We start from the raw sequence: 23,215 nt of genomic DNA, 5'->3' as shown, positions 1-23,215 counted from the left end.
GGGCCGGGAAGTGCCTGTCGAGCCGAGGGATGTGCGCTGATGGTCGTCAAGGAATCCACCGCGAGCGTGTTCGTCTTCAACCGTGGCCAGAAAGGGGTGTGGCGCTGCGCGCTGGTGTGGCATCCGCGTCTGGAGGAGTGGCTTCCCGCCGGCGGACACGTGGAGAGCGACGAGAGCGCCGCCGAGGCGGCGGTGCGTGAGGTGGACGAGGAGACCGGCCTGACCGCCCGGCTGCTGCCAGGGCCGGCGCTGCCACTGCCCGCCGGTTTCCCGCACACGCAGGTCATCGCGCCGTGGTACGTGTGCGAGATGCGGGCCGGCGCCGACAACCACACGCGCGCGCCGCACCGGCACGTCGACCACGTCTTCGTGGCCGTAGTGGACGACACCACGCCGTCGCGGCAGCCGGTCCATGAGGTCCGCTGGTTCACCGAGCAGGAACTGGCCGAGGCGCCGAGCATCGCCGAGGACTCCCGGCTGCAGGCCAAGGAGCTCTTCGGACGGATCGATGACGTCGTCGGGGCTAACTGCATCTGAGCTACCCGCCGTCGGGCCCGAACAGCGTGTCCTGAACGGTGGCTTCCGTAGCCGGTTTGGGACGCGGTTGAAGACCGGCGGCCGCGTCGAGTTCCAGAAGCGTCGACCAGTGGCCCGCGGCCGCTCCCTCCTCCAGCAGCAACCGGAAGACCTCGGCGGTCACCTCCACGTCCGGCATGGCCCGGTGCCGCTGCACGGGCTTGGGGATGCCGTAGTAGCGCAGCAGCTCGTCCAGCCCGTACGAGGACATGCCGCGGACGGTCTTCCGGGCCATCCTCACCGTGTCCACGAGCGGCGTCGTGGCCAGGGTGGGGCAGTGCTCCCCCTGTCGGGCGATGAGCCCGGCCTCAGTCGAAGCGTGCTGCGCCACCAGCCGGTAGGGGGGTGTCGACAGCAACCCGTCCAGCTCGCCGAGCACTGCGGCAGCGGTCGGGGCGGACCGCAGCGCCGCCTCGGTGATCCCGTGGCTCATGTCGCGGGAGGTCACCGGCACGTCGGCCGGCGGCTGAATCAGCGACTCGAAGCGGCCGTCCTCCACCAGCTTGCCGTCCCGCACGACGAGCGCCATCGCGGCGACCTCGGTGGGCTCGGCGGGCCGGCCCGCGGGCGTCAGGGCCTCGAAGTCGATCACGACGAAGGTGCAGTGCAGGCGGGTCAGGATGTCCACTGTGCGGCCTCCCGGCGGATCGTGGCCGCGATCTGGTGGAGGTCTTCCTCGTCCATGCGGGCGGTGAAGGGCACGGCCAGGAGCCGGTCTACCGCACGGGCTGCGTTCGGACACGGATTCTGGCCAAGCTCGCGGCATGCCGGATGCTCGGGGGCGGTGCGCAGACCGAAGGTGCCGACGCTGTTGGTCACCCCCTGTTCGGCAAGGCGCGCGCTGAACGCCCGCGGGCGGTCGAGGGTGAGGTGCCACAGGGCGCTGTAGCCGTTGGGTTCCTGCTCGTCCGGGGGATGGTTCGGGACGAGGCCGGGCGTGTCGTCGACGAGTTCGTGCAGCATCCTGCATTGGTGTCGGCGGCGGGCGAGCGCGTCATCGAACGCGGCGAGCTGGTGGCGGGCGATGGCGGCCAGCGGCTCGGCGAGCCGGAGGCCGAGCCCCAGTCGGCTGCCGGCCGGAGCCTCGGGGGCCGGGGTGTGCCAGTGGGTGCGGAAGGCGGCGGCGCGCGCGGCGAGTTCCGGATCGTCGGTGAGGAGGTATCCGCCCTCTCCGCTGGAGATGATCTTTCCGTCTTTGAGGGAGAAGCAGCCGATGTGGCCGATCGTGCCGGCCTGGCGGCCGCGGGTGCGGCTGCCTTGCGCCTGGCACGCGTCCTCGATCAGGCGTAGTCCGGTCGCCTGGGCGTACGCGGCCAGTTCGTGGATGCCGTCGGTGCGGCCGGCGAGGTGGACAGGGAGGATCGCCCGTGTGGCGCGGGTCCTCTTGGCGGACAGGTCCTTGAGGTCGATGCCGCCTCCGCCTGGGGCGGAGTCGACGAAGACGGGCGTGGCGCCCGTCGCGGCGACGGCCTCGACGGTCATGATCACGGTGGTGGCAGGCATGAGGACCTCGTCGCCGGGGCCAATGCCGCAGGCCACGACCGCGGTGTGCAGCGCCGAAGTGCCCGAGGCCACGACAACGGCGTGCCGCGCGCCGAAGACGGACGCCAGTTCGCTCTCCAGCGCTTCGGCCTCGCGGCGCCCGGCCGGGTCGGGCATGCGGGCCAGAACCTGTTCCAGGGCCTGCATCAGCGCGGGATCGACTCCGGCGTTCATGATGTGCTCCCGGCGGGTGCGGGGTCCACGACACGGTCGAATCCCATGAGGGGCCACATGTTGACGCAGTCCACGCTGAACAGCGCGCAGTCCGCGCAGCCCGCCGGGCGGAACGCGTCCGCCGCGGTGGTCTCCCGGATGTTGCGGCGCCGCTGGGGCGGGGTCTGGGCAATGCGCAGCGCGGAGGGGCAGTCCCATACCGAGCCGTCGGGTTCGACGAAGAACAGGTCGTTGCCGCCGAAGCAGTCGCGGACCAGGCCGGTCGACTCTTGGACGGCCGAGACGAACTGGCCGGGGTAGTCGACGGAAGGCAGGGTCAGCGGCAGGCCGGAGGCGTAGAGCTGCCCGAACTCCCGGCGCAGGCGCGGAATGTCCGTCTCGGTGAGCACGAGCTCGTCGTGGAGATTGTGGTCGGCGGGCAGCGAGACGGGCTGGGCGACGAAGTAGTCGCAGCCCAGCTCGGCGGCCAGACGGGGCACCGTGGTGATGGCGTCCAGGTTGAGCTTGGTGATCATGCTGTAGATGCCGACTCGGGGCTGCGGCCGGTCACCGCGTGCCGTCAGGACGGTACGGATGCCGTTGACGACGCCCTCCCAGCCGAAGCCGGGCTTGCGCGGCGGGCGCCAGCGGTCGTTGTACTCGGCGTCGGTGGAGTCCAGCGAGACCGAGAACGCGTCCACGCCGAGGTCGACCAGCCGCTCGGCCATGCCCGGCTTGTTCAGGGCCGGGCCGCTGGTGCACACCACGACCTCGATTCTCTGGGTCTTGAGGATCTCGATCAGCTTCAGGGCCGGGGCCCACAGCAACGGCTCGCCGCCGGCGAGGAAGACGCGGCGGACAGGCGAGTCGCCCAGGGTGCGGGCGAAGGCGAACAGCTGCTGGGTGGGGACGTCGTCCGGCGACTGATGGTCCAGCACGCCGGACCGCGGCAGGGCCTGGAGCGTGGCGTTCTCGGGCCAGTTGAAGTAGCACGGCAGGCACTTGTGGGAGGCGCACCATGAGCGCAACGCCCACAGTACGGTCACGTTCCGGTCGGGCACGGGACAGCTCCTTTCGGCGTGGCGGCGGCCGCGGCGCGCTGGCACACATCGGTGATGAAGGCGACGGCGTGCGGCTCGTCGACCTGTTGGCGGTCAAGGACGTAGTACTGGCCCTGCTGGGTGTGGGCGAGCAGACGGTAGAGCCGGTCGGCCCGGGCCATCAGGGAGCGCTCGCTGGCGGTGGCGGTACGGCCGATGCGTTGCTCGAATCGCTGGAGGCAGCGGCGAGGGTCGTCGAACAGCAAGATCGTGGCGGTGGGTTGCGGGCGCCAGGATTCGATCGTCGACAGGATGTGCCAGGCGGTGGTCAGGGCCTGTTCGTCGGAGTGCTGTTCCGTCTCGGCGAGCACGGCGGCCTGGTAGATGGCCACGGAGTGCGGGCCGCGGTCCTCCAGGACGACCTGTCCCGGTGTCACCGGGCCCAGGCTCTCGAAGCGGTGGACCTGCAGTCCCATGAGGAGCAGGGTCTCGGTGCGCGGGTGGCCGGTGCGCAGGAAGAGGTCGCCGTCCTGGTGCAGTGCGGCGATCACCTGGCCGGGCAATCCGGCGGGCGGGGCGTCGGGTAGTTCGACCAGCGGGACGCAACGGGGACCGAGGCGCTCTGCGGCCTGGCGGCTGAGGTGGGTCTTGCCGACCCCGTTGGTGCCCTCGACGTTCACCAGCGCGATTTGCCTGCTCATCGCGCCCCCAGAGGGAGGAAGGCGGCGGTGCGCAGCCGTTCGGCGAGTCGGTCGTCGCTCTCGAGCCGGCCGAGCAGACAGGCTGTCGTCGTGCGGGCGGCCTGGTCGCGGACGCCACGCATGGCCATGCACAGGTGCTCACCGACCGACCACACTCCCACGTCGCCGCTGCCCGAAAGCGCGGCGACTTCGTGAGCGACCTGCGCGGTCAGCGCCTCCTGGAGTTGCAGCCGGTGGGCGTAGGTCTGGACGATCCGCGGCAGTTTCGACAGGCCCAGGACCCGCCCGGCCGGCACGTAGCCGATGTGGACATCCAGCCGGAACGGGAGGAGATGATGCTGGCACAGGCTCCAGGCCCGGATGCCGCTGACGACGACGTACTGGCCGCCGGATTCCTGGTGTGTGAAGGCGGTGTCGGTGGTGCCGGGGTCGTGCTGGAGGAAGTCCTTCCAGAAGCGGGCGACTCGAGCGGGGGTGTCGCGCAGGCCTTCGCTGTCGACGTCCTGGCCGAGCGCGACCAGGAGCTTGCGGTAGAGCGCCTCGACCTCGCCGAGGTCGATGCCGTCGGTGGTGGGGAGGCGGGTGTCGGTTGCGGTCATCCGAGCACCGCCATCTCCGGGGCCCACGGCCGCAGGTGGGCGCTGTCGGTGAGGACTGCGCGCGCCTGGGGCCCTTGGTGCAGCAGCAGGTCCAGGGCGGAGAGGCCGGGAGTGAAGGGCCCGCGTCCCTGGTCGTACGGAGGGCTGCTGTAGGTGGCGACCTCGACGCCGATCCCGGCCTGCGCGAGGAGGCCGGCGTCGAGGTATTCGGCAGCGCCGGTGCCCGCCCGCAGCACGCGGGTGCCGGTGTTCGTGCACAGGTTGATGAGCATGTCCGTCTTCGCCCCAGCAGGGGTGAGGGCGGAGGAGCGGACCAGTTCGATCTCCAGCCCGAACGCGTCGAGGAGGAGCCGGATCAGCTCCTGGTTCAGGTCGGCCAGGTGCGTCCAGGAGCGGCCGTAGACCGCGCGCAGCGGCCCTTCCCACTGCGGCCAGTAGCGGGCGTGCTGGTAGCACTCAGTGAGGGTGCGCCAGTGGCGGGCGCGCCAGCGGTCGTCGGCGATGCGGGCCGCGCGGATCGGCTGCCCGAACCGGCCCGTGACCGGCACCGTGAGGCGCACCCGCTCACCGCGGGCATTGCGGACGAAGTTGCGGTTCTGCCAGCCGCGCTCGGTGTACTGCACGTGGTCGAGCAGGATGAGCCGGTCGACGTCGAGCAGGCGGGAGAAGTAACCGGGCCACGGAAGGTACGCGGGCTGGTGGGCGACCAGTACGTCGGTGCGGGCGGTCATCAGAAGGCCATCCGGTAGGGAAGGAACCGCTCGGCGGTCTCCGTGCCGATCGTGGCGCCAGCCGCTTCGTCGAGCGCGCGGATCTTGGCGGTACTGCGCGGGTGCGGGGCCTCGCGGAGCTGGCTGGTGTAGCAGAGCAGCGCCTTCTCCTTGGTCGGCCAGGCGGTGCTGGTGTCCACCACGACGGTCCGCGGTTCGTCGGCGGCGCGCCAGGACCGGTCCTCGGGTCCGTCGTAGCCGAGGACGAGAGGCGGAATCCACCGTATGTCCGCGGCGCCGGGCCGGGCCGCGGCGAGCGCGGCGGTGTGGACGGCCTGGTGGTCCTGGTGGTGGGCGTCGACGGTGGGGATGAACAGGACGTGCGGCCGACTGGTGTGCAGGCACGGGCCGGGCCCGGATTCGATAAGGGCGACCAACTCGGGCAGGTACGTTCCGGGATGGGCGGCGCGGTCGGTGTCGACCCAGGCCACGTGGTGCTGGTGGACGCCGAGGACGGAGCAGGCGGCGTCGAACTCGGCGCGGCGGGTGCCGGCGTCGGAGCTGCCGCCGTACATGGGCGCGGTGGTGCAGGCGACGGCGAGGACATCGACGTCGACGCCGTGCTCGGTCAGCTTGGCGATGGTGCCGCCGAGGCCGAGGGTCTCGTCGTCGAGATGGGTGCTGACCACGAGGGCGCGGTCACCGGGTTTCAGGCCGAACATGAAGGCCCTCCTCTTGTCCGTGGGAAGGGAGCGACGGGACCGCACGGCGCGCCCGTGCGGCAAGGCGGAGACTGATCGCGTCAGATCTGCAGTGCGGCCAGCAGCGTCCGGGCGGCTGCGGCCGGGTTGAAGGCGGCGACACGGTCGGGGGCGGACTGGCTGGCGGCCCGGTAGTCGTCGGGGCTGGTCAGCAGGGCGCGCAGGGCCTTCCACAGGGCGTCCGCGCCGTTCTCGAGGGGGACGGCGCGGCCGGCGGGGCCCGCCATGCCCGGCACGTTGCCGAAGTCGAAGGTGATCACGGGTGTGCCGACGGAGAGGGCTTCGGCGGCGGTGTGGCAGAAGGTTTCGGGTTCGGTGGAGGAAATGACGGTTGCGGCGGCTCCGGCGAGGAACTGCGGGACCTCGCGCCAGCCGAGCGCGGGCAGGATGCGGATCAGCTCGGGCCGGGCGGCCTGCTGTTCCTTGCAGGCGGCGATGACGTCGCGCTGCATGCCGGGGAAGAACTCGAAGTCGGCTTCAGCCAGTACGAGTTCAATCGGCCGCCCCCAGTCGGCGGGCATGGCCTTGAGGAGCTCGGCCAGGCCCTTGGCAGGCTCCACGCGGGAGGCGATGCGAATGGGTCCGGCGGCTCGCAACGCTTCGCGCTGGTCCGCGGGCACGGGTGCGGGGTCGGTGAGCAGCGCGTTGGGGACGGTCACCCAGCGGCTGGTGTCCAGGCCGGCCTGCGCGCCTTCCGCGGCGAGGTAGTCGCTGGCCGGGCACACCACGTCGACGGCGGCCAGGGCTTGCTGCCAGCGGTCCTCGCTGCTGCGGCGGATCTTGTGAACCATGAGGGCAGAGCGGACGCCGTCCGGCACCGGGTTCAGGTAGCCCAGGCCCCACAAGGTGTCCGCCCAGCACACCGCGTCCACCTGGTGGCGGGCGAGGATGCCGCGCACTTCCTCGATGACCGGCTGCGGGTCGGCGAGGGCCCGCAGGACGTCGTCGTTGAGGGCGGGACGGGGGAGGCGGACCGAGTCCAACCGGACCATGCCCGGCTCGGCGACGTCGCTGGGCGAGGCGGGGCCGGCCGCCAGGATGAGGGGGGTGTGGCCGAGCCGGCGTACGCCCTCGACGAGGGCGGCGATACTTCGCTCGATGCCCGAGGGGTGGTCGGGCCGGTAGGTGAGCAGGCAGAACGCGATCGTGCTCACAGCGACTCCTTCGTCCGCACGGCGGCGGGCGCCGCAAGGTCTTCGGTGTGCTGGTCGGTCGGCTCGTTCCAGGGGAAGAGGACCCAGTCGAGGGTGTCCCACACCCAGGTGTCGGGGATGAAGTCGGCCGCCCGGCTGCGGCACAGCACAGCGCTGCGCAGCTGGCCGGGGGCGAGGCGCTCGGTGAGGAAGGGCAGGACGGCCTTGAAGGTGGCGCCGGTGCCGCAAATGTCGTCGGCGACCAGGAGCCGCTGCCCGGACGCCAGTCGGCCGAGGGCATCGGCGGTCGTGGTGGGCAGCTGCACGCGGCCGGTGGCCTCCAGGTAGAGGTCGTCGGTGGTGTTGTGCCGGGCGGTGATCTCGATGGCCTCGACGCCGAAGTGCGTCGCCAGTTCCCGGGCGAGCGGGACGCCGCCGCGGGCGATGCCAATTACGGCGTCGGGGCGGGGCTCGTGGGCGGCGATCAGAGCGGCGGCCGTCTGGAAGGCCTCCTGGTCCAGGTTCCAGATGCGTTTGTGCTCGAAGACGCGCTGCACGGGCGCACTCTCGGTACGGGTGAGGGGCTGGGTCACGTGAGTCCTCCGAAGGGGGAAGGCAGTCGGGTCAGCGGGCGCGCTTGTCGCCGAAGGCGAAGATGTGCATCCGCTGGGTGAAGTGCCAGCCGCGGGCGGGGACGTGGTCGGCCAGCAGACGGGTCGTGGCCACGAGCCCCTCCGCGGTGGTGCCCTCCGGCATGACATAGATCGGGGCGAGCCCGAACTGCTCGGCGTAGGAGGCGATCTCGTCGAGCTCGTCGACGGTGCGGGTGACGAACTTGAAGATCGCCTGACCGCTCGCGGCGAAGGCGCGCAGCGCCACCGGGACGATGCGCTTGTGCTCGGCGACGTCGGAGTTGGCGAGCTTGGGCGAGACGTTGAACTGCACGCCGTCGATAAGGAGTTCCGAGAGGGGGGCGATGGTCCCGTTCGTCTCGAACTCGATGCGCTTGCCGCCGGCGAGGAGGCGCTGGACGAGGGGGACGAGCTTCTTCTGCTGCAGCAGCGGTTCACCGCCGGTGATCACGACCAGCTCGACATCCTGAGCGAGGGCCCAGGCAGCGAGGTCGTCGACGGTGCGCTTGTGGGACTCCTTCTTGATGTCGTAGTTGGCCCAGTCCCAGGTCTCCTTGGTGTCGCAGTAGCCACAGGTGAGGTTGCAGCGCGACAGGCGGATGAAGACGGCGGGCGTGCCGGCGCTCGGGCCCTCGCCCTGGAAGGTGGGCTGGGTGTCGCCGAAGGTGTAGGCGATGATCAGCTCGAACTCGTGGTCCGTGTCCAGCAGCAGGTTGGCAGTCACGCCGTCCTCCGGTTCGGGGTGTAGGTGGCCCAGGTCTTCTCGGTCTCGCTGACGCGCATCTGGATCAACCGCTCCGCGACGGCGGGAGTGAAGTGGGTGAGGAACCAGTGGGCGAGATGGCGGGCGAGCAGTTCCGAGGTCGGCTCGAAGTCGAGCACCTCGTTCAGGTTTCGGTGGTCGAGCGTGTCCTTGATGTACCGCGCGAGCGGCTCGAGGTCCTTGAAGTCGACGACGAATCCCGGTGGTACGAGTTCGTCCTCGGTGCAGGACAGGACCGCTTCGACGCGGTAGCCGTGCCCGTGCAGGCGGGCGCACACGTGGTCCGGCCCGAGGCTGGTGAGCTGGTGCGCAGCGTCGAAAGCGAATCGCTTGCTGATGGTGAAGGTCCCGTCCGGGGCCTGTTTCATGGTCGTCGTCCTCCTCAATGCGGGGTGGGCGCTGGGGGCTGGTGCGCGCGGCGGGGTCAGACCCTGGCCCTGCGCGCGCCTTGTCCCTCGGTCGATCCCTCTATCCCTGTGCGGATCTGGGCGTAGACCTCGTCGACCAGGGCGAGCTCGGTGGACGTGAGGGGTGGGCCGAGGCAGCGGAAGTTCTCGGTGATCTGGTCCTCGTGTGTGAAGCCGACGACTGCTGCGCCGTGGTCGGCCTTCTGCAGACATGACCGCAGAGCGAGCCGGGTCAAGACGCCGGGCGCGTCGCCGAAGTGGTCGCGGAGTGTGCGGAGGCCGGCAGAGATGGCCTCTAGCGCCCGCGGGGACAAGGCGCGGCCGCTCGGCGCTGAGCCAGAGGGACCGAGACGGGGCATGGCGCTGGGCAGTGTCTTGCCAGTGAGCAGTCCATGGGCCAGCGGCGCGGCGAGGATGACGCCGACTCTGTGGCGGGCGGTGAAGCCGAACAGGTCTTCGCCTTCCAGGGAGATCACCGGCGTGAGGGCGTTGAACCGGGTCCAGATGACATCCGGCTTGATGAGACGGAAGAGGTAGAGAAAGCGCTCCGCGCACGCGCTGCGCTCGGCGAGTGTCGCTCCGTAGTGGATGTACGGGCCGCGCATGCCGATGGCCTTGATGTCTCCCAGTTCCTGCAATGTGCGCACCTGGTCGATGGCGCCGCCCAGGTAACGGTCCTGGGGGCCGAAGTCCCAGGAGTCGAGGGTGTAGATGTCGACCTGGTCGACGTACAGGTTGTCGCGGGTCTGCTGGAACTGTCGGTGGATGTTGCGGTCGGCGTAGGCGTGCGGTGCGGATCCGCGGATGCGTCCGACCTTGCTGCTCACGATCAGACGTTCATTGCGGTACTCGCGCAGGATCCGTTCGAGTATCCGTTCCGCTCGGCCTGCTCCGTAGGAGTCGGCCGTGTCCAGGAGGTTGGCGCCGAGCTCCACCGCACGGCGTAGGCCGTCGAGCAGTCGGCCGTCGTTGGAGGGGTTTCCCAGTTCTCGCTCATCCGTCATGCCTATGGATCCGGTGTTGACGCCCAGCGGATGAGCCCTCAGGCCTCGGCCGAGGTGCCGAGGTGTGAGGGTGTGTTCGCCCGTCACCGCGCACCTGCCGGACGGTCGAGGATGGCAGTGACCATCTTTCCGTCGGTGGCCGGCTCCACTTTCAGGCACCGGGTGAGGCAGCTGACGATGAGCAGACCGCGGCCGCTGGTGGCCTCGATGAGCGCCGCGGGGTCTTCGTTGGCCGGGGCCACGGTGAGCGCGTCGAAGTCGGCGCCGCGGTCGATCACGCCCATGGCCACGCCCCGCTCGTAGATCTCCAGGCGCATCCGGACCGCTCCAGGTGTGTGCTTCAGGGCATTGGTGACGACCTCGCTGGCGACGATGTCCAGGTCGTCCAGCAAGGCGTCATCGGCATCGCCATCCAGCGCGTCGTGGACTGCCGCGCGGGCCACGCGCTGCGGGGCGTCGAGGCCGGCGAGTTCGACGTTGCTGTGTCTCACCAGCTCTCCGAGGCTCCGGTCACGGATCAGCTCGGCGGTTGTTGAGGGCACCCTCGTCTCCTCGTGTTCGAGACGCCCTGGGGCGTGGCCACGATCGCGGCCTGCCTCAACGGTGGCGGAAGACGAGCGGCATCGGTACGCCAAACCGTCGCCACTTCTTCGCCACTTCGCGCCCCGCGACACGGAATTCCACTCCAGGAAAGAACGGCAAAACATGACAAATGAGAGTCCGGCTTGAGGCTGTCCCCCGCCCAAGTGGCGAAGAAGTGGCGACGGTTTGGCGTACCGATGCGAAGAGATCACCGTCATCGTGGAGATGGACCAGCACGTGGCCTCCCCGCGCACTTCTGGGCGGGGAGGCCACGCGCTGGCAGGGGCTTGCGATTCACCGCCGGCGCGCAGCTCACCGTTCGGTGCGCGTGCTCGCTTCCCGGCCGGGTGGCGAGAGGGCCAGCGCGCCCATCCCGGTGCTGGAACAGCCGTGCGGAAGACGCGCCCGGTCCGTCGTTGCCTGACGACCGCGGTGACCACCGGCCCCCACCGTCGCAACCCACGTCCCCTCGGAGTGACCGTGTTCCATGCTCTGCGCCGCCGCCGGTCGGCGGTTGCTGCCGTCGTGCAGACGGCGGCCTTACTGGCGAAGGACCCCACCGCGTTGCGGCGGGTCGCTTTCGAAGGCACCGCTCGCGCCCAGGCGGTGGCCGCGTGACGCCCGCCACCGCGCAAAAGGGCCTGAACGAGGCGTGCGCCGCGCTACGGGGCTTCGTCAGGGAGCACCCGTACGGCAAGGCGCTGCCACCTGTTGAGGAACTGGCGCACCGTATAGGCCAGTCAGTGAAGGTGACCCGAGCTGTGCTGCGTGAGCTGGACGCGGACGGCGAGATCGCCGTACCGCGCCGCGGGGCGACTCGGCGCCTGCGCCCGAACGAGGCGCACCCGAAGGACAGGAAGTTCGTGCGGGAGATCCGTGACGGAATCCGCTCCGGGCGCTACCGGGCTGGCACACCACTGCCCGTCGGGCTGCTCGCCCATCGGCATGGCCTCGGCGCGCGTCGGATGGCGCGGGTGTGCCGGCCGCTTCTTGCCGACGGGCTGCTCGTGAACCGGAGCGAGCCCGGGGGTCTCCGCCTGTGTGTGGCCACCGGAGCACCAGGGGTGGACGGCAGTGCGGGGCGGATCGAGGACTACAGCCTGCTCGGCGACCAGAGGGGCTCTGCTCTGGTCCGCCTGGATGGCAGCATCGACTGGTTGTGCCTGCCGCGGTTCGACTCGGCTGCTGTCTTCACCCGTCTCCTCGGCACCTCCGAGCACGGCTTTTGGCAGATCGCTCCCGCCATCCTCCCGAATGGCGTCTCCGCGCCCGTCGCGGTCCGCCGGTACGTGGGTGACACGATGGTCCTGGAAACGGAGTGGACCACCGAGTCCGGCACGGTGAAGGTCACCGATTTCATGGTCCCGGGCGACGAAGCGCCGCAGGTCGTCCGCATTGTGACCGGGATGCAGGGGCAGGTCACGATGCTCTCGCTGCTTCGGGCCCGGCCCGGATATGGGCGCACCGTCCCCCGGCTCGAACGTATCGACGACAAACGTCTCGCCGTCGTGCCCGGTGGGGACGGCGATGGGCGGCTCTGGCTCGACACCACCAGGCCCGTCCAGGTCAACGCCGGCGACATTCACACCGACTTCACCGTCGTCGAAGGAGAGCAGGTCTCGTTCGCGCTCTCGTGGCGGGAGGGCGCCGATAGCCCTCCGCCGCATCCGTCCCCCGATGCCCTGCTGAAGCACACCCTCGACCACTGGGAGGCGTGGGTGGCTCGCTGCACCTACACCGGCCCGGACCGGGTTACGGCAGTCCGCTCCCTGCTGACCCTTGCGGCTCTCATCTACAGCCCGACCGGGGCGATCGTGGCCGCGCCGACCACGTCACTGCCGGAGGAGCTCGGCGGCGTCCGCAACTGGGACTACCGCTACGCATGGCTGCGTGACGACGCGTTCATCGCCAGTATCCTCGCGCGCTTTGGGTACCTGGCCGAGGCTCTCGCCTGGAAAGACTGGCTGGTGCGTGCCTGCGCCGGCACCCCAGGCCGTCGGCAGATCATGTACGGGATCGGCGGCGAATCCGACCTGCGCGAGAAGGTACTGCCCTGGCTCCCTGGATACGAGGGCTCGGCGCCGGTCCGGATCGGCAACGATGCAGCTGGCCAGCTCCAGATCGATGTCTACGGCGAGGTCGCCGACGCGCTCTACGAGATCGCACTCGCCTGCCCGGACGAGGCGCCCGGCATCGCCGCCATCATCGTGGAGCTCGTCACGGAGCTGGAGACGCTCTGGGACCAGCCTGACATGGGCATCTGGGAGATTCGTGGGCCGCGCCGCCGGTTCACGCACTCCGCCATCATGGCGTGGGTCGCCGTAGCCCGGGCCGTCCGGCTCATCGAACTCGGCTACGCCACCGGCCCGCTCGAGCGGTGGAAGGCGCTGCGCGAGACGATCCACCGTGAGGTGTGTGAGAACGGGTACAACGCCGAGCGGAACACCTTCACCCAGTACTACGGGGGGAGCACGCTCGACGCGTCGCTCCTGCACGCCATACTCAGCGGTTTCCTGCCCGCAGAGGACAAACGGGTCATTGGCACGGTCGAGGCGGTTCAGAACGAACTGAGCACCACCGGTGGGCTGGTGCTGCGGTACCGGACCGAGGGCGAAGGCGCCGGCGTTGACGGGTTGGCCGGCGACGAGGGCTACTTCGTGATCTGCACCGGCTGGCTGGCCGAGTCGCTCGACAGGATTGGCCGCCATGAGGAGGCCGCCGCGGTCCGCGAGCGTCTGCTTTCACTGCGCAACGAGGTGGGCCTGCTCGCCGAGGAGTACGACCTGCGCGCCAGACGCCAGTTGGGGAACTTCCCTCAGGGCTTCAGCCACTTGGCCATCCTCCGTGTGGTGTTGATGACGGGGCCCGTGTCCACCCGCCCAAATCGCATCGATCCGGCCCCCGTCTTGTCCGCCGGGACGGTGTCATGAACAGCCGCACCCCTTTCGCTCCAACGCCCACTGTGAGGGGGAGCCAGGTAGGTGAGGCAGGACACGGAAGCCGCTCACTACCGGAGTTCCGCCGCTGCGTCAAGAGGAAGCTGGGAAGTGGCGAACAAGTGGCGACACCGTCGCCCTTATGCGCAGCTGCAGAGCCCACGAGGAGAGATCGTCCGATTCGCGCCGTCTGTTCTGGCCTCCTGAGTCCGTCGATCACTGTCCGCGACTGCGAAGTGGCGAAGAAGTGGCGGCAGTTTGGCGTATCGGTGGCACGCGAAACGCATCACGCTGGATTCACGATCATTCCGCCTGTCGAACCGTCCACGTTGCCGCTGATGGAGTTCCGATGATCCTGGCCACTCGCCTTCCCTGGCACGTCCAGTTCGCGGAAAGCCCCCGGCCGCGAGCGGAAGCTGCTACGGGCGTTGACGTCGTTGTCACCGCGCTGCGCGTGGGGATGCCCGCACTCGAGGCACTGCGTTCCGAGGGTGAGCCCGTAGGTCCGGTGCTCTGCTGCCCGGCCCACGGATCCATGTTCATCCCCGTGGAGGCCGGCACCAGCCACCGCTGGGGCGCCGCGCATTCCCAGTGCTTGCGGGACTCTTGGGTCTGCGGCGCGGCGTACGGGTCGGGATGGTCCCGGTGTCCCCGTCGGTTCTGGTTACTGCCGTACGAGACGTCGTTTCCCACCACCTCGCCCGGCAGCCTCCACCAGCAACTCAGCGCCAGCCGTGCCCAGTTGAGGATGGTGGCCGCGTGAGGAAGGATCCGCGTGTTTCTCACTCTGCCGCTCGTGGTCGTCCTCGGCGTCGTCGTGGTGCTGCTCGTCAGGAAGTCAGGGCTCAGGCCCTCGCACGCGGTGGCCGCCGTGCTGCTTGGGTTCTACCTGCACGACTCCACACTGGCCCCGACCATCAGCGAAGCCGTCCAGGGCGTTGCGGACGTCATCGGCGGCATCTCCCCCTAGACCGGTCGCCGGGGCGGGTGCGCACCCCCGAGCGTGAAGGCCTCCCCCCGTGGCCGCAGCGCTCGGTGAGGCCCGTCCCGGCGACCTTCCTCCCGCACGGTGCCCGCCAGCCGTGCCACCGCGGCTTCTGCACCCGCCATGCCCCCGCACCTGAAGGACTGTCATGAATCTCTTCCCGCACGTTGTGGCCGAGATAGCGCTTGGTGGTGGACTCACCGCTGTCTCCGGCGCGCTCGTCCTCCAGACCCGCGGTAAGCGTCAGGCAATCCGGGACCGCCTGGCTGCGGAGGAGCGCGCCACCAAGGCCGACGCGGCGACGGACCAGAAAGTGGGCGAGGTCCGACGGCAGGCGGCCGCCGAGCAAGAGGCGCTGCAGGAGCAGCTCACCACGAACTGGAGCTGGTACGAGGCCCTCCGTGAAGAGTTCCACCATCTGGTGGAGCAGCGTTTGCCGGCGGTGGTCGATGCGGAGGCCCGGCGACACCCGGGTGTCTTGGTCCCCGGCCTGGCCAGCGAGATGTTGTCCGGTACCGAGTTCGACAAGCTCCACCAGGCGGTCGTGGAGATGGTGCGCGAGGCCGTGGCCGTGACCCATGAGGGCATCGGCCGCTCGGCCCGGGCCGGCGTCCGCGGAACCGCGGACGAAGTCCAGACCTTCCTGACCAAGCTGCAGATGAAGATCGACGAGGAGCTGGGCAAGCACTCGCAAGCCAGCACCTACCACCAGAGCCTGATCGAGATCGACCACTTCGCTACGCGAGCCCTGCACATGGTCCAGCGCCTGCGGATTCTCGCCGGTTCATGGCCCGGCACTCAGCGGGCGAACGCCACCTTCCGCGAGATCATCGAGAGCGCGCGCGGACGCATCGGCCCGTACGACCGGGTGAACTACACCTACCTGCCCGACGTCGGCGAGCAGTATGTCGAGGGCCGGGTCGTCGAGCCCATCGCTGTCGCCCTCGCCGAGCTGATGATCAACGCGACCACCTACTCCAGCGACGAGGTGACGGTCTACGTTCAGCGGGTCCAGGCCGGCTATCGCATCGTCGTGGAGGACACGGGCCTGGGCATGAACCCGTACCAACTCGCCCACGCCGAACGGCTTCTGTCCCACAAGGTTCTGCTGGACGCGGCGGGCCTCGAGGACGAGCGCAAGCTCGGGTTCGCCGTCATCGGGCGTCTCTCCTACGACTACAAGTTCCGCGTCGACGTGGGTGCCCCCTCTGCGAGCGGTGGGGTCAAGGCCGCACTCCTGGTCCCCAGCGCCCTGATGGGCGAGCCCCCGAGGACGGCAGAGCCCGAACATGCACCGGTCGCGCCCAGCGCACCCCTTGCAGCGCTCGCGGCCCCAGCACCCGGACCTTCCGCGTCTGCGCCGGCGGAGGCCACGACGCGCCCGGCGTCGCGAACCACAGTCTCGGGCCTGCCCAAACGCACGCCACAACACCTGATGCCCGCGCCTCAGGGGCCCACCCAAGAGGCGCTGACCGATTCCGCCGACCCTGATGCCCTGACCGCGGGCTTCGACAGCCTGCACCAGGCCTTCCGCACGGGCTATGAGGCCACCGATACCGAACCCGAAGGACTGTGACAGTGACCACCGCCGATCAGCACACCGCCGACTCCACCGACATGACCTGGGCCCTGAACCGACTGTGCGACGAGCCGGGCGTCATGAACGCAGTCCTGTTCTCCAGCGACGGACTGGTGATCGCCAAGTCGGACGACCTGTCACGCGACGACGCCGAGCGCACGGCAGCCGCCCTCTCCGGCGTCAAGTCTCTGCAGGCCGACCTCGGCGCGTTCTGTGGTTACCCCGACCAGAACAAGAGCTCCTTGGTCATGCGGCACGTCGTCAGCGATCTGAAGGACGCCACCGTGCTGCTGTTCGCGGCGGGCGAGCGCACCGGAGTCGGTGTCTCCGTGCGAGGCGACGCGCTCAGCAAGGAGGCCTCACTCGCCATCACGGCCACGCTGAAGATGATCCAGGGCTTGCGCCCGGTGCTCGGCGCCCGCGAGCGGAGCAGCACCGTATGACCGCGCACGGGCGCCAGCGGCGCGGAATGGTGCGGTCCTACACCGCCACGGGCGGCCGCGCCACACCCTCGCGCACCACGCTGGACGAGGCCACCCTGCTGATCGCCGACCCCAATGTGCCACTGGCCGGCCTGGGTGCACAGGCGTACCGGGTGATGGACCTGTGCCTTCCCGGCGTCCTGGCCGTGTCCGAGGTCGCCGTCCACCTCGAACTGCCCGGGGCTGTCACCAAGGTCGTCGTCTCCGGTCTCGTCGACAGCGGTCACCTGGTCGCCCGTGCACCGTTCGTTCCCGCTGCGGAGCAGCACGATGAGGACTTCCTGAGAAGGGTTTTGGATGGACTACAGAAGCTCTGACCGCTATGTGTCGGCCGGGGCCCGCTCAGTCAAGGTGGTCGTCCTCGGTCCGTTCGCGGTGGGCAAGACCACCCTGGTTGGTGCGGTCTCGGAAATCCGCCCCATGCGCACCGAAGAGCAGATGACCAAGGCCGGGGAACTCATTGACGACCTCGGCGGCATGAAGGACAAGACCACCACCACCGTCGCGATGGACTTCGGGCGCGTCACGCTGGCCGAGGACATCGTGCTCTACCTCTTCGGTGCCCCGGGCCAGCCGCGCTTCCACCGCATGGTCCGCTCCCTGCTCGACGGCGCTCTGGGCGGCCTCGTCCTCGTCGACACCCGCCGCATCGAAGAGAGCTTCGACGCGATCGACCTGCTGGAGTCCGCCGGCCTGCCGTACACCGTCGCGATCAACCACTTCGCAGAGGAAGGCGCCCCCCGCTACAGCGACGCCGAGATCCGCGACTCCCTGACCATGGCCGACGACCGCCCGCTGGTGTGGCTGGACGCCCGCTTCCGCCACTCGGCGAAAGAAGGCCTGATCGCCCTGGTCACCGACATCCTCACCCACCCCCGCCTGGAGCCCGCCCGATGACTGCTTCCCCGCGCCCGCCTCGCCTGTTCGGCGACGCCTTCGCACTGCGGCCCCAGGACGCCTACGCCGAACTGCGGGCCGCCGGTCCCGTCGGCTGGGCCGAGATCGCGGAGAACGTGTACGCCCTGGTCGTCACCAGCCACCGGGCCGCGATCACCCTGCTCAACGACACGACCACCTACAGCAAGGACAGCCGCCGCTGGGCCGCGCTCAACAACGGCCGGGTCCCGCCGGACAGCCCGGTCCTGGCCCTCATGGCCTTCCGCCCCAGCCTGCTGTACGCCGACGGGCAGCGCCATGAGCGGCTGCGCATCGCCCTGGAGGAGTGCCTGGCCCGCGTCGACGTCCACATGCTGCGCGAGACCACCCAGGCCCACGCCAACTGGCTCATCGACCGGATCGCCCCCCGCGGGCACGCCGACCTGATGGTCGACTTCGCCGACACCCTGCCGCTGCTGATCTTCGCCGACATCCTCGGCTGCCCGACCCAGCTGGCCGGGCGGATGGTCACCGCATGCCAGGGCATCATCAGCGCCGGTGCTGCGGCCGCGCAGGCGGCGGAGGACTTCGCGCGGATCCTCTTCGAGCTCATCCAGACGAAGAAGCAGCGGCCCGGTGCCGACTTCACGTCCTGGATGCTCGCCCATCCCGCCCGCCTCACCTATGAGGAGATGGTCCACCAGCTCTTCTGCTTCGTCGGCGCCGGCACCATCCCCACTGCGGCGTGGATCGCCTCCGGCCTGGGCCTGCTCCTGGAGGACGACACCTACGCCGGCGACCTCGCCGGCGGCACCGTCACCGTCCGACGCGCCATGGAGAAGGTGCTGTGGACCCGCAGCCCGATGGCAAACTTCAGCGCCCACTTCGCCCGTCACGCCACCATGCTGCACGGCGTCGCCATCCCCGAAGGCGAGCCGGTCCTCATCAGTCACGCGGCCACCGGCACCGACCCCGCGCTGCCGCCCGGCCTCGGCTACGACAACCGCTCGCACCTGGCCTGGTCGGCCGGCCCGCACCGCTGCCCGGCCGACGGCCAGGCCAGCGTCATCGCCCAGACCGCCATCGAGACGATCCTGGACCGCCTCTGGGACCTCGACCTCACCGACCCCGACGTCCCCAACCGGCCGGGCCCGTTCCACCAGTGCCCCGTCTCGCTGAACGTCAGCTTCCGCAAGCAGCCCGCCGATGTCCTCACCGCCACCACATCCGCAGGAGGTACCGCGTGACCAGCTCGCCGATCACCCTCGACACCACCGGACGACACCTGTACGCGCAGGCCGACCAGCTGCGCGCCCAGGGCCCCGCAGTCCGCGTCACCATGCCCAGCAACCTGACCGCCTGGTCCGTCACCCGCGGCGACATCGCACGGACGCTGCTCGTGGACCCGCGGGTCTCCAAGGACGCCCGCAAGAGCTGGCCCGGCTACCGGCCCTTCGCCATACCGTGGCTGGCCGCCTGGGTCGACGTCGTCAGCATGTTCACCAGCGACGGCGCCGACCACAAGCGCCTGAAGGACCTCGTGGGCCGTGCGTTCACCGCCCGCCGGATCGAGGCGATGCGTCCCGCGGTAGAGGCGATCGTCACCAGCCTCCTGGACGCCATGGAGGCCCTGGAGCCGGACCAGCCCGTCAACCTGCGGGCCGTCTTCTCCTACCCGGTTCCCACCCGGGTGATTTGCGACCTCTTCGGCGTGCCGGACGAGCAGCGGCCCGAGATGCTGCGGGTCATCGACGCCGTGCTGGACACCAGCGCCTCCGACGAGACGGCCGCCCAGATCCGCGACGACATGTTCGCCGCGATGCGCACTCTGATCGCCACCAAGCGGGCCACCCCGGGCGACGACATGACCAGCATCCTGCTGGCCACCCACGAAGCCCATGGCGACCGGCTCAGCGAGGACGAACTCGTCAGCACCCTCATCCTCATGATCGGGGCGGGCTCGGAGACCGCCGTCTCCCTTATCAACCACGCGGTCGTCGAACTGCTCGCCCACCCCGACCAGCTCGCCGCCGCGATCGCCGACCCCACACGCTGGGACGACGTCACCGAGGAGACGCTGCGCAAACACCCCCCGATCATGCACCTGCCGCTGCGCTACGCCACGGCCGACATCGACCTCGGCGAGGGCGTCACGATCCGCCAGGGCGACCTCATCCTGATCGGCTTCGGCGCGCACGGACGCGACCCGAAGACCAACCCCCAGCCCGATCACTTCGACATCGACCGCGACGATCGGCAGCACCTCGCCTTCGGCCACGGCATCCACTTCTGCCTCGGCGCGCCCCTCGCCCGGCTCGAAGCCCGCGTCGCCCTGCCGGCGCTCTTTGCCCGCTTCCCCCGCCTGCGGCTCGCCACCGACGAGGACGGCCTGCTCCCGCAGCCGTCGTTCATCGGCAACGACTACCGCGAACTGCCCGTCGTCCTCACCACCGCCCAAGCCGGCAACACCGGCGCGGCGGCCTGATGTAAAGGGGGCACGAGGATGTTCGACAACGCGTGGGGCTGGGCCGACAGCACACTGGAGCCAGCGTGGGTGCCCCGGGTCCAAACCCTCGGATTGCCGTGCGGGCAGTACTTCGACGCGGTGCGGGCCGGCGCGGACAGCGCCGCGAGCGCCCACGAGATCCTTGGCTCCCACTCCGGCCCGGTCCTCGCCAACAGCGACACGCGGACCTGGTTCTTCCTCCTGGAGCCCGGCGCTGTGGCGCCCGGCTCCTGGGAGGTTCGCGGGAGCCGCCTGCTGCGCCCCGGCACGATCATCTCGGTCCCGCCGGCCTTCATCACCACCGGCCGCGATGTCCGCTGGGTCGTCCTGCCCGGCCGCGGCACGACCCGACCGGACGACCTCCGTGCCGCCCTCGACGGCCGCACACCTCCGCCGCCCGCTCCCCATCGACGGGATCGGCGCACCACCAGCCTGCCTATCCGATAGACGACAAGGACGTCGACAGATGTGCCTGCACCAGCCGCCCTGCCCTGCGGCCAACACCCCCGAACGCGACACGGCCCACATCGTGGCCTCCCATCCGGAACAGGGCTGGAGCCTGTTGTGCAACGGCATTGTTCGTTTCGAAGACACTGGCGAACTTCTGCCTGACGGACGGATCATCGCGCCATGCCGCACCGCCGGGGCCGCGGCGTGAGCACGCCCGAGGATCTCGCGCCGGCCGGGGCACTGGTCACGGGGACCTACCTGCGCACGCTGCGCCAGGAGCAAGGCCTGCCGCTGAGCCGCACCGCCGACATTCTCAGCGAGCCCTGTGCGACCGCGCGCGAGATCGAGACCGGGAATCTGTGTCCGGACGAGGTGATGGTCGATGCGCTGCTGAAGGCCTACGGCGTCACCGCACCCCATCATGCTCAGGTCCTGATGCGGCTCCTCGACGACGCAGCCCGGGGGCAGGAAGTCACCTACGATGGAGGGCCGGGGTGGCTGTCGCGGCTGAGCGCCTGTGAACGTGCCGCCCACGCGCTCGTCACTTACAGCGCCTGGTTCATCCCCGGCTTCCTCCAGATTCCGGCCTACGCCGCCGTGTGGCGCTCCGTCCAGCACGGCGGACACCCGCCGAGCAGGGCGGAAGCCGCGGCCCGCCGCCTTCCGGCCCACTGCGGCAAGACCATGACCGTCCTGCTGGACGAGTCCGTCCTGATGCGTGCCATCGGCGGCCCCGTCCTCATGCGCAACCAGCTCACTCACGTCCTCGAGGCCGCCACAGACGGCTCCATTCGCATGCTCATCGTCCCGTTGGCCGCGCCCCTCGTTCTTCCCCTCGGCACCCTGAGCGAGCTCTTCCTGACCCGGCAGCGCCTTTACGTGCAGGAGGTCCAAGGCGCGATCTACTCCACCGGGCACAACCACGGCGCAGCACGGCATCGGTTCTTGGAGGCCGCGTTGAACAACGCCCTCAGCCCCAAAGCCAGCCTCGCCCGCCTGCGCGAAGCCCGGGACGCCTTCGCTGCTGCGGCCGCAGCGGTGCGCATCCCCGTGGCTGCGCGGAAGGAGGTGGCACGGTGAGGGCAGAGCCGACGTTTCTCACTGAGCCACCGGGGTGCGCCCTGCCCGCCCCGGGGTACTCCGCGCAGCGTCTTCAGACGCTCTTGGCTCCCTCTCCTCCGTACCGGTTGACCGTGCAGCAGGTGCTCGATGCGCTGGACTTGCTTGCCGCGGCCACCAGTGCCGGCGGCTCCATCACCTGCGTGATCGGGGTGCCCGGTCCCTCGGGCGCGCTGACCCCGGCGGAAACCCTGGCCGCCCATCATCGGGTCCCGTTCCATCCGGTTGGCGAACTGCCGGACCAGAGCTGGTCCGACCGGATCCTGGTGGTCTGCGACAGCGACCGCTCTCCCGAATTGCGGCGCGTTGTCGACGAGTTGGAGAGAGGACTCGCCCAAGGCGGACGCGTCGAGACAGCCGTTCTGGTATCCCACCGTGCCTGTGAACCCAGGCCGGACTGGTCGGTCTGGAAGACAAGCGCCGCCGTCCTCTTTCCCTGGGACCCGAGTCATCTGGGCTCGGCGGCCACGCGGCACCTCCCCGACCCGCGGGAGGTACACCGCTCATGACCGTGCACACCTTGCATCCATCTCACGAGGCGGCCACGCGCCGCGCCCGCGGCAGGCCTACCAGGCCATGGCGAGCCGGGGCCGTGCGCCGCATGCAGCGAAAGGGCTTCGATGACGACATCGCACGCTGACGAACTGCGTCTGATGCTGGTCAACCTTGAGCACGACGGCGGGCCGGAACCCTCCCCTGGTGTGTTACCGGAACGGTGGCGCCAGGCGTACGAGGGAATCCTCGCGCCCAGGAGGCCGGACTGGCTGGCGGTCACCGAGCTGACGTACTCCCAGACCGGGCCCCGCTCGAGCACCGAGGACATCGCCGCCGCGACCCGGCGGTGGGACGCCGCCCAACGCTCCCTGGGCATGCGGGGTTTCCGTGCCCCGATGGGGCAGGGCCGCAACCCGACCGGTCTGCTCGTCCGGGAGAGCACGTTCACCATCCACGCCGACTACGAGCACCGCTTCATCTGGCGCACTCCGCCCACCAACGTGGTCATCGGCCTGCCGGACGTGCCCGAGACACCGATCGTCACCGCCTCCTTCCACGGCTCGTTCTGCTCCCCCCAGGGCCGGGAGCGGGAGTATGAGGAACTGACAGCCCTCGTCGACAAGGTCAAAGCCCAGCACGGCCGCGACCCGGACCGCTCCCGGGCCGGATGCTGGCTGTTCGGTGACACCAACGAGTACCCGGTGCCGACCGGCGAGGTCGTACCCGAGATCGACTGGGCCTCACCGGACATCACCGACCTCGTGCACCGGCGGCACCGAGCCCGCAGGCAGTCCGACGGGACGTGGAAGAGCTGTACGTTCCTGGACGAGTTGATGACGGACTGCGGCATGCACGACCCCGCTCGCTTCGCCGCCCGCCGCAACGACAAGCCGGAGGCCCTGAACGCGACCGCCGGGCACCGTGCCATAGGCCAGGGCGGCGGTCGGCGCATCGACCGTGGCTACATGGACGCCTGGACCGTGCAGGCCGTCGAGGACGTCAACGTGATCGACATGACCGGCGTCAGCGACCACCACGCCCTGGAGGTGGTCCTATCCCGGCCGGCGCTCGTCGAAGCACTGCGCCGGACCTTCGAGCCCCTGGCCGCAGGAGAGCTCGTCGCCTGAGTCTCGGGAAAGCTCTCCTGTGCCCGGCCTGCCATGCAGAATCCCGCAGCCTCCGTC

Annotated in this window: 27 protein-coding genes; 14 read left to right on the top strand and 13 right to left on the bottom strand. The window is 70.0% G+C overall.

The features are described from left to right. The first annotated feature begins 39 nt into the window (after window positions 1-39). Window positions 40-537: an NUDIX hydrolase gene (locus tag SZN_RS01025; RefSeq protein WP_007490688.1), complete on the top strand. Its 498-nt coding sequence runs from the start codon at window positions 40-42 to the stop codon at window positions 535-537. A 1-nt stretch (window position 538) separates the two neighbouring features. Here the strand turns inward: SZN_RS01025 and SZN_RS01020 are convergent, their stop codons facing one another. The 13 genes from SZN_RS01020 to SZN_RS00955 form a co-directional block, all read right to left on the bottom strand. Beyond that, on the bottom strand, window positions 539-1,204 hold the full coding sequence (locus SZN_RS01020) for a 3'-5' exonuclease (RefSeq protein WP_007490686.1): 666 nt from the start codon (window positions 1,202-1,204) through the stop codon (window positions 539-541). Then, window positions 1,192-2,292 (bottom strand): DegT/DnrJ/EryC1/StrS family aminotransferase, encoded by a 1,101-nt coding sequence (locus SZN_RS01015; RefSeq protein WP_007490684.1) that lies wholly within the window; start codon window positions 2,290-2,292, stop codon window positions 1,192-1,194. The genes SZN_RS01020 and SZN_RS01015 overlap by 13 nt, the downstream gene beginning before the upstream one ends. After that, window positions 2,289-3,332 carry a radical SAM protein gene (locus tag SZN_RS01010; protein WP_007490682.1) on the bottom strand — a complete coding sequence of 348 codons (1,044 nt, stop codon included), beginning with the start codon at window positions 3,330-3,332 and terminating at the stop codon, window positions 2,289-2,291. The genes SZN_RS01015 and SZN_RS01010 overlap by 4 nt, the downstream gene beginning before the upstream one ends. After that, the gene (locus SZN_RS01005; protein ID WP_139063504.1) at window positions 3,314-4,012 is read right to left on the bottom strand and encodes a nucleoside/nucleotide kinase family protein; all 699 of its coding nucleotides are present in this window, start codon (window positions 4,010-4,012) and stop codon (window positions 3,314-3,316) included. Before SZN_RS01005 ends, SZN_RS01010 begins: the two co-directional genes overlap by 19 nt. Then, complete coding sequence (gene folE, locus SZN_RS01000) at window positions 4,009-4,611, bottom strand: GTP cyclohydrolase I (protein WP_007490677.1); 603 nt, start codon at window positions 4,609-4,611, stop codon at window positions 4,009-4,011. The genes SZN_RS01005 and folE overlap by 4 nt, the downstream gene beginning before the upstream one ends. Then, window positions 4,608-5,342, bottom strand: a complete 735-nt coding sequence (locus SZN_RS00995; protein ID WP_007490675.1) for a WbqC family protein — start codon at window positions 5,340-5,342, stop codon at window positions 4,608-4,610. Before SZN_RS00995 ends, folE begins: the two co-directional genes overlap by 4 nt. After that, window positions 5,342-6,043 (bottom strand): PIG-L deacetylase family protein, encoded by a 702-nt coding sequence (locus SZN_RS00990; RefSeq protein WP_007490674.1) that lies wholly within the window; start codon window positions 6,041-6,043, stop codon window positions 5,342-5,344. Before SZN_RS00990 ends, SZN_RS00995 begins: the two co-directional genes overlap by 1 nt. A gap of 80 nt (window positions 6,044-6,123) precedes the next feature. Then, on the bottom strand, window positions 6,124-7,236 hold the full coding sequence (locus SZN_RS00985; RefSeq protein ID WP_007490672.1) for a glycosyltransferase family 4 protein: 1,113 nt from the start codon (window positions 7,234-7,236) through the stop codon (window positions 6,124-6,126). Further along, window positions 7,233-7,808: a phosphoribosyltransferase gene (locus tag SZN_RS37505; protein ID WP_007490670.1), complete on the bottom strand. Its 576-nt coding sequence runs from the start codon at window positions 7,806-7,808 to the stop codon at window positions 7,233-7,235. The genes SZN_RS00985 and SZN_RS37505 overlap by 4 nt, the downstream gene beginning before the upstream one ends. Before the next feature lie 31 nt (window positions 7,809-7,839). Next, on the bottom strand, window positions 7,840-8,571 hold the full coding sequence (locus SZN_RS00970; protein WP_007490668.1) for a 7-carboxy-7-deazaguanine synthase QueE: 732 nt from the start codon (window positions 8,569-8,571) through the stop codon (window positions 7,840-7,842). Further along, window positions 8,568-8,978 carry a 6-pyruvoyl trahydropterin synthase family protein gene (locus tag SZN_RS00965; protein WP_007490666.1) on the bottom strand — a complete coding sequence of 137 codons (411 nt, stop codon included), beginning with the start codon at window positions 8,976-8,978 and terminating at the stop codon, window positions 8,568-8,570. Before SZN_RS00965 ends, SZN_RS00970 begins: the two co-directional genes overlap by 4 nt. A gap of 56 nt (window positions 8,979-9,034) precedes the next feature. Further along, window positions 9,035-10,021 (bottom strand): aldo/keto reductase, encoded by a 987-nt coding sequence (locus SZN_RS00960; protein WP_078508332.1) that lies wholly within the window; start codon window positions 10,019-10,021, stop codon window positions 9,035-9,037. A gap of 83 nt (window positions 10,022-10,104) precedes the next feature. Beyond that, window positions 10,105-10,563, bottom strand: coding sequence for an ATP-binding protein (locus SZN_RS00955; protein WP_030587915.1), 459 nt, complete (start codon window positions 10,561-10,563; stop codon window positions 10,105-10,107). A gap of 801 nt (window positions 10,564-11,364) precedes the next feature. On the opposite strand from SZN_RS00955, the gene SZN_RS00950 reads away from it, so the two are divergent. The 13 genes from SZN_RS00950 (at window position 11,365) to SZN_RS39600 (ending at window position 23,158) form a co-directional block, all read left to right on the top strand. Continuing rightward, window positions 11,365-13,533 carry a glycoside hydrolase family 15 protein gene (locus tag SZN_RS00950; RefSeq protein WP_007490660.1) on the top strand — a complete coding sequence of 723 codons (2,169 nt, stop codon included), beginning with the start codon at window positions 11,365-11,367 and terminating at the stop codon, window positions 13,531-13,533. Between the two features lie 781 nt (window positions 13,534-14,314). After that, on the top strand, window positions 14,315-14,509 hold the full coding sequence (locus SZN_RS00940) for a hypothetical protein (protein WP_007490656.1): 195 nt from the start codon (window positions 14,315-14,317) through the stop codon (window positions 14,507-14,509). 163 nt (window positions 14,510-14,672) lie between these two features. Beyond that, a complete protein-coding gene (locus SZN_RS00935; protein WP_007490653.1) occupies window positions 14,673-16,100 on the top strand; it encodes an ATP-binding protein in 1,428 nt (475 codons plus the stop codon). Window positions 16,101-16,102: 2 nt separating this feature from the next. After that, the gene (locus SZN_RS00930) at window positions 16,103-16,546 is read left to right on the top strand and encodes a roadblock/LC7 domain-containing protein (RefSeq protein WP_007490652.1); all 444 of its coding nucleotides are present in this window, start codon (window positions 16,103-16,105) and stop codon (window positions 16,544-16,546) included. Beyond that, window positions 16,543-16,902 (top strand): DUF742 domain-containing protein, encoded by a 360-nt coding sequence (locus SZN_RS00925; protein WP_007490650.1) that lies wholly within the window; start codon window positions 16,543-16,545, stop codon window positions 16,900-16,902. Before SZN_RS00930 ends, SZN_RS00925 begins: the two co-directional genes overlap by 4 nt. Beyond that, entirely contained in the window at window positions 16,883-17,482 is a 600-nt protein-coding gene (locus tag SZN_RS00920; RefSeq protein ID WP_043727156.1) for a GTP-binding protein, read from the top strand. The genes SZN_RS00925 and SZN_RS00920 overlap by 20 nt, the downstream gene beginning before the upstream one ends. Further along, complete coding sequence (locus tag SZN_RS00915; RefSeq protein WP_007490646.1) at window positions 17,479-18,708, top strand: cytochrome P450 family protein; 1,230 nt, start codon at window positions 17,479-17,481, stop codon at window positions 18,706-18,708. The genes SZN_RS00920 and SZN_RS00915 overlap by 4 nt, the downstream gene beginning before the upstream one ends. Continuing rightward, on the top strand, window positions 18,705-19,946 hold the full coding sequence (locus SZN_RS00910; RefSeq protein ID WP_007490644.1) for a cytochrome P450 family protein: 1,242 nt from the start codon (window positions 18,705-18,707) through the stop codon (window positions 19,944-19,946). The genes SZN_RS00915 and SZN_RS00910 overlap by 4 nt, the downstream gene beginning before the upstream one ends. Window positions 19,947-19,964: 18 nt before the next feature. After that, window positions 19,965-20,414, top strand: a complete 450-nt coding sequence (locus SZN_RS00905; RefSeq protein WP_007490641.1) for a hypothetical protein — start codon at window positions 19,965-19,967, stop codon at window positions 20,412-20,414. Between the two features lie 19 nt (window positions 20,415-20,433). Beyond that, window positions 20,434-20,625, top strand: coding sequence for a DUF5999 family protein (locus SZN_RS00900; RefSeq protein WP_043727153.1), 192 nt, complete (start codon window positions 20,434-20,436; stop codon window positions 20,623-20,625). Next, on the top strand, window positions 20,622-21,497 hold the full coding sequence (locus SZN_RS00895; protein WP_139063503.1) for a DUF5753 domain-containing protein: 876 nt from the start codon (window positions 20,622-20,624) through the stop codon (window positions 21,495-21,497). The genes SZN_RS00900 and SZN_RS00895 overlap by 4 nt, the downstream gene beginning before the upstream one ends. A 113-nt stretch (window positions 21,498-21,610) precedes the next feature. Continuing rightward, window positions 21,611-22,045 carry a hypothetical protein gene (locus SZN_RS00890; RefSeq protein ID WP_139063502.1) on the top strand — a complete coding sequence of 145 codons (435 nt, stop codon included), beginning with the start codon at window positions 21,611-21,613 and terminating at the stop codon, window positions 22,043-22,045. A 111-nt stretch (window positions 22,046-22,156) separates the two neighbouring features. Further along, the gene (locus SZN_RS39600) at window positions 22,157-23,158 is read left to right on the top strand and encodes a hypothetical protein (protein ID WP_007490635.1); all 1,002 of its coding nucleotides are present in this window, start codon (window positions 22,157-22,159) and stop codon (window positions 23,156-23,158) included. The last annotated feature ends 57 nt before the right edge of the window (window positions 23,159-23,215 follow it).

It is taken from the genome of Streptomyces zinciresistens K42 (assembly GCF_000225525.1).
GTDB lineage: Bacteria > Actinomycetota > Actinomycetes > Streptomycetales > Streptomycetaceae > Streptomyces > Streptomyces zinciresistens.
This window is presented reverse-complemented; position numbering and strand designations above follow the sequence as displayed.

What these genes read in the sequence shown, in the direction of transcription:
- SZN_RS01025 (WP_007490688.1), top strand. Translation starts at nt 40, where the DNA reads ATGGTCGTCAAGGAATCCACCGCGAGCGTGTTCGTCTTCAACCGTGGC.
- SZN_RS01015 (WP_007490684.1), bottom strand. Translation starts at nt 2,292, where the DNA reads ATGAACGCCGGAGTCGATCCCGCGCTGATGCAGGCCCTGGAACAGGTT.
- SZN_RS01005 (WP_139063504.1), bottom strand. Translation starts at nt 4,012, where the DNA reads ATGAGCAGGCAAATCGCGCTGGTGAACGTCGAGGGCACCAACGGGGTC.
- folE (WP_007490677.1), bottom strand. Translation starts at nt 4,611, where the DNA reads ATGACCGCAACCGACACCCGCCTCCCCACCACCGACGGCATCGACCTC.
- SZN_RS00995 (WP_007490675.1), bottom strand. Translation starts at nt 5,342, where the DNA reads ATGACCGCCCGCACCGACGTACTGGTCGCCCACCAGCCCGCGTACCTT.
- SZN_RS00990 (WP_007490674.1), bottom strand. Translation starts at nt 6,043, where the DNA reads ATGTTCGGCCTGAAACCCGGTGACCGCGCCCTCGTGGTCAGCACCCAT.
- SZN_RS00965 (WP_007490666.1), bottom strand. Translation starts at nt 8,978, where the DNA reads ATGAAACAGGCCCCGGACGGGACCTTCACCATCAGCAAGCGATTCGCT.
- SZN_RS00960 (WP_078508332.1), bottom strand. Translation starts at nt 10,021, where the DNA reads ATGACGGATGAGCGAGAACTGGGAAACCCCTCCAACGACGGCCGACTG.
- SZN_RS00935 (WP_007490653.1), top strand. Translation starts at nt 14,673, where the DNA reads ATGAATCTCTTCCCGCACGTTGTGGCCGAGATAGCGCTTGGTGGTGGA.
- SZN_RS00925 (WP_007490650.1), top strand. Translation starts at nt 16,543, where the DNA reads ATGACCGCGCACGGGCGCCAGCGGCGCGGAATGGTGCGGTCCTACACC.
- SZN_RS00920 (WP_043727156.1), top strand. Translation starts at nt 16,883, where the DNA reads ATGGACTACAGAAGCTCTGACCGCTATGTGTCGGCCGGGGCCCGCTCA.
- SZN_RS00915 (WP_007490646.1), top strand. Translation starts at nt 17,479, where the DNA reads ATGACTGCTTCCCCGCGCCCGCCTCGCCTGTTCGGCGACGCCTTCGCA.
- SZN_RS00905 (WP_007490641.1), top strand. Translation starts at nt 19,965, where the DNA reads ATGTTCGACAACGCGTGGGGCTGGGCCGACAGCACACTGGAGCCAGCG.
- SZN_RS00900 (WP_043727153.1), top strand. Translation starts at nt 20,434, where the DNA reads ATGTGCCTGCACCAGCCGCCCTGCCCTGCGGCCAACACCCCCGAACGC.
- SZN_RS39600 (WP_007490635.1), top strand. Translation starts at nt 22,157, where the DNA reads ATGACGACATCGCACGCTGACGAACTGCGTCTGATGCTGGTCAACCTT.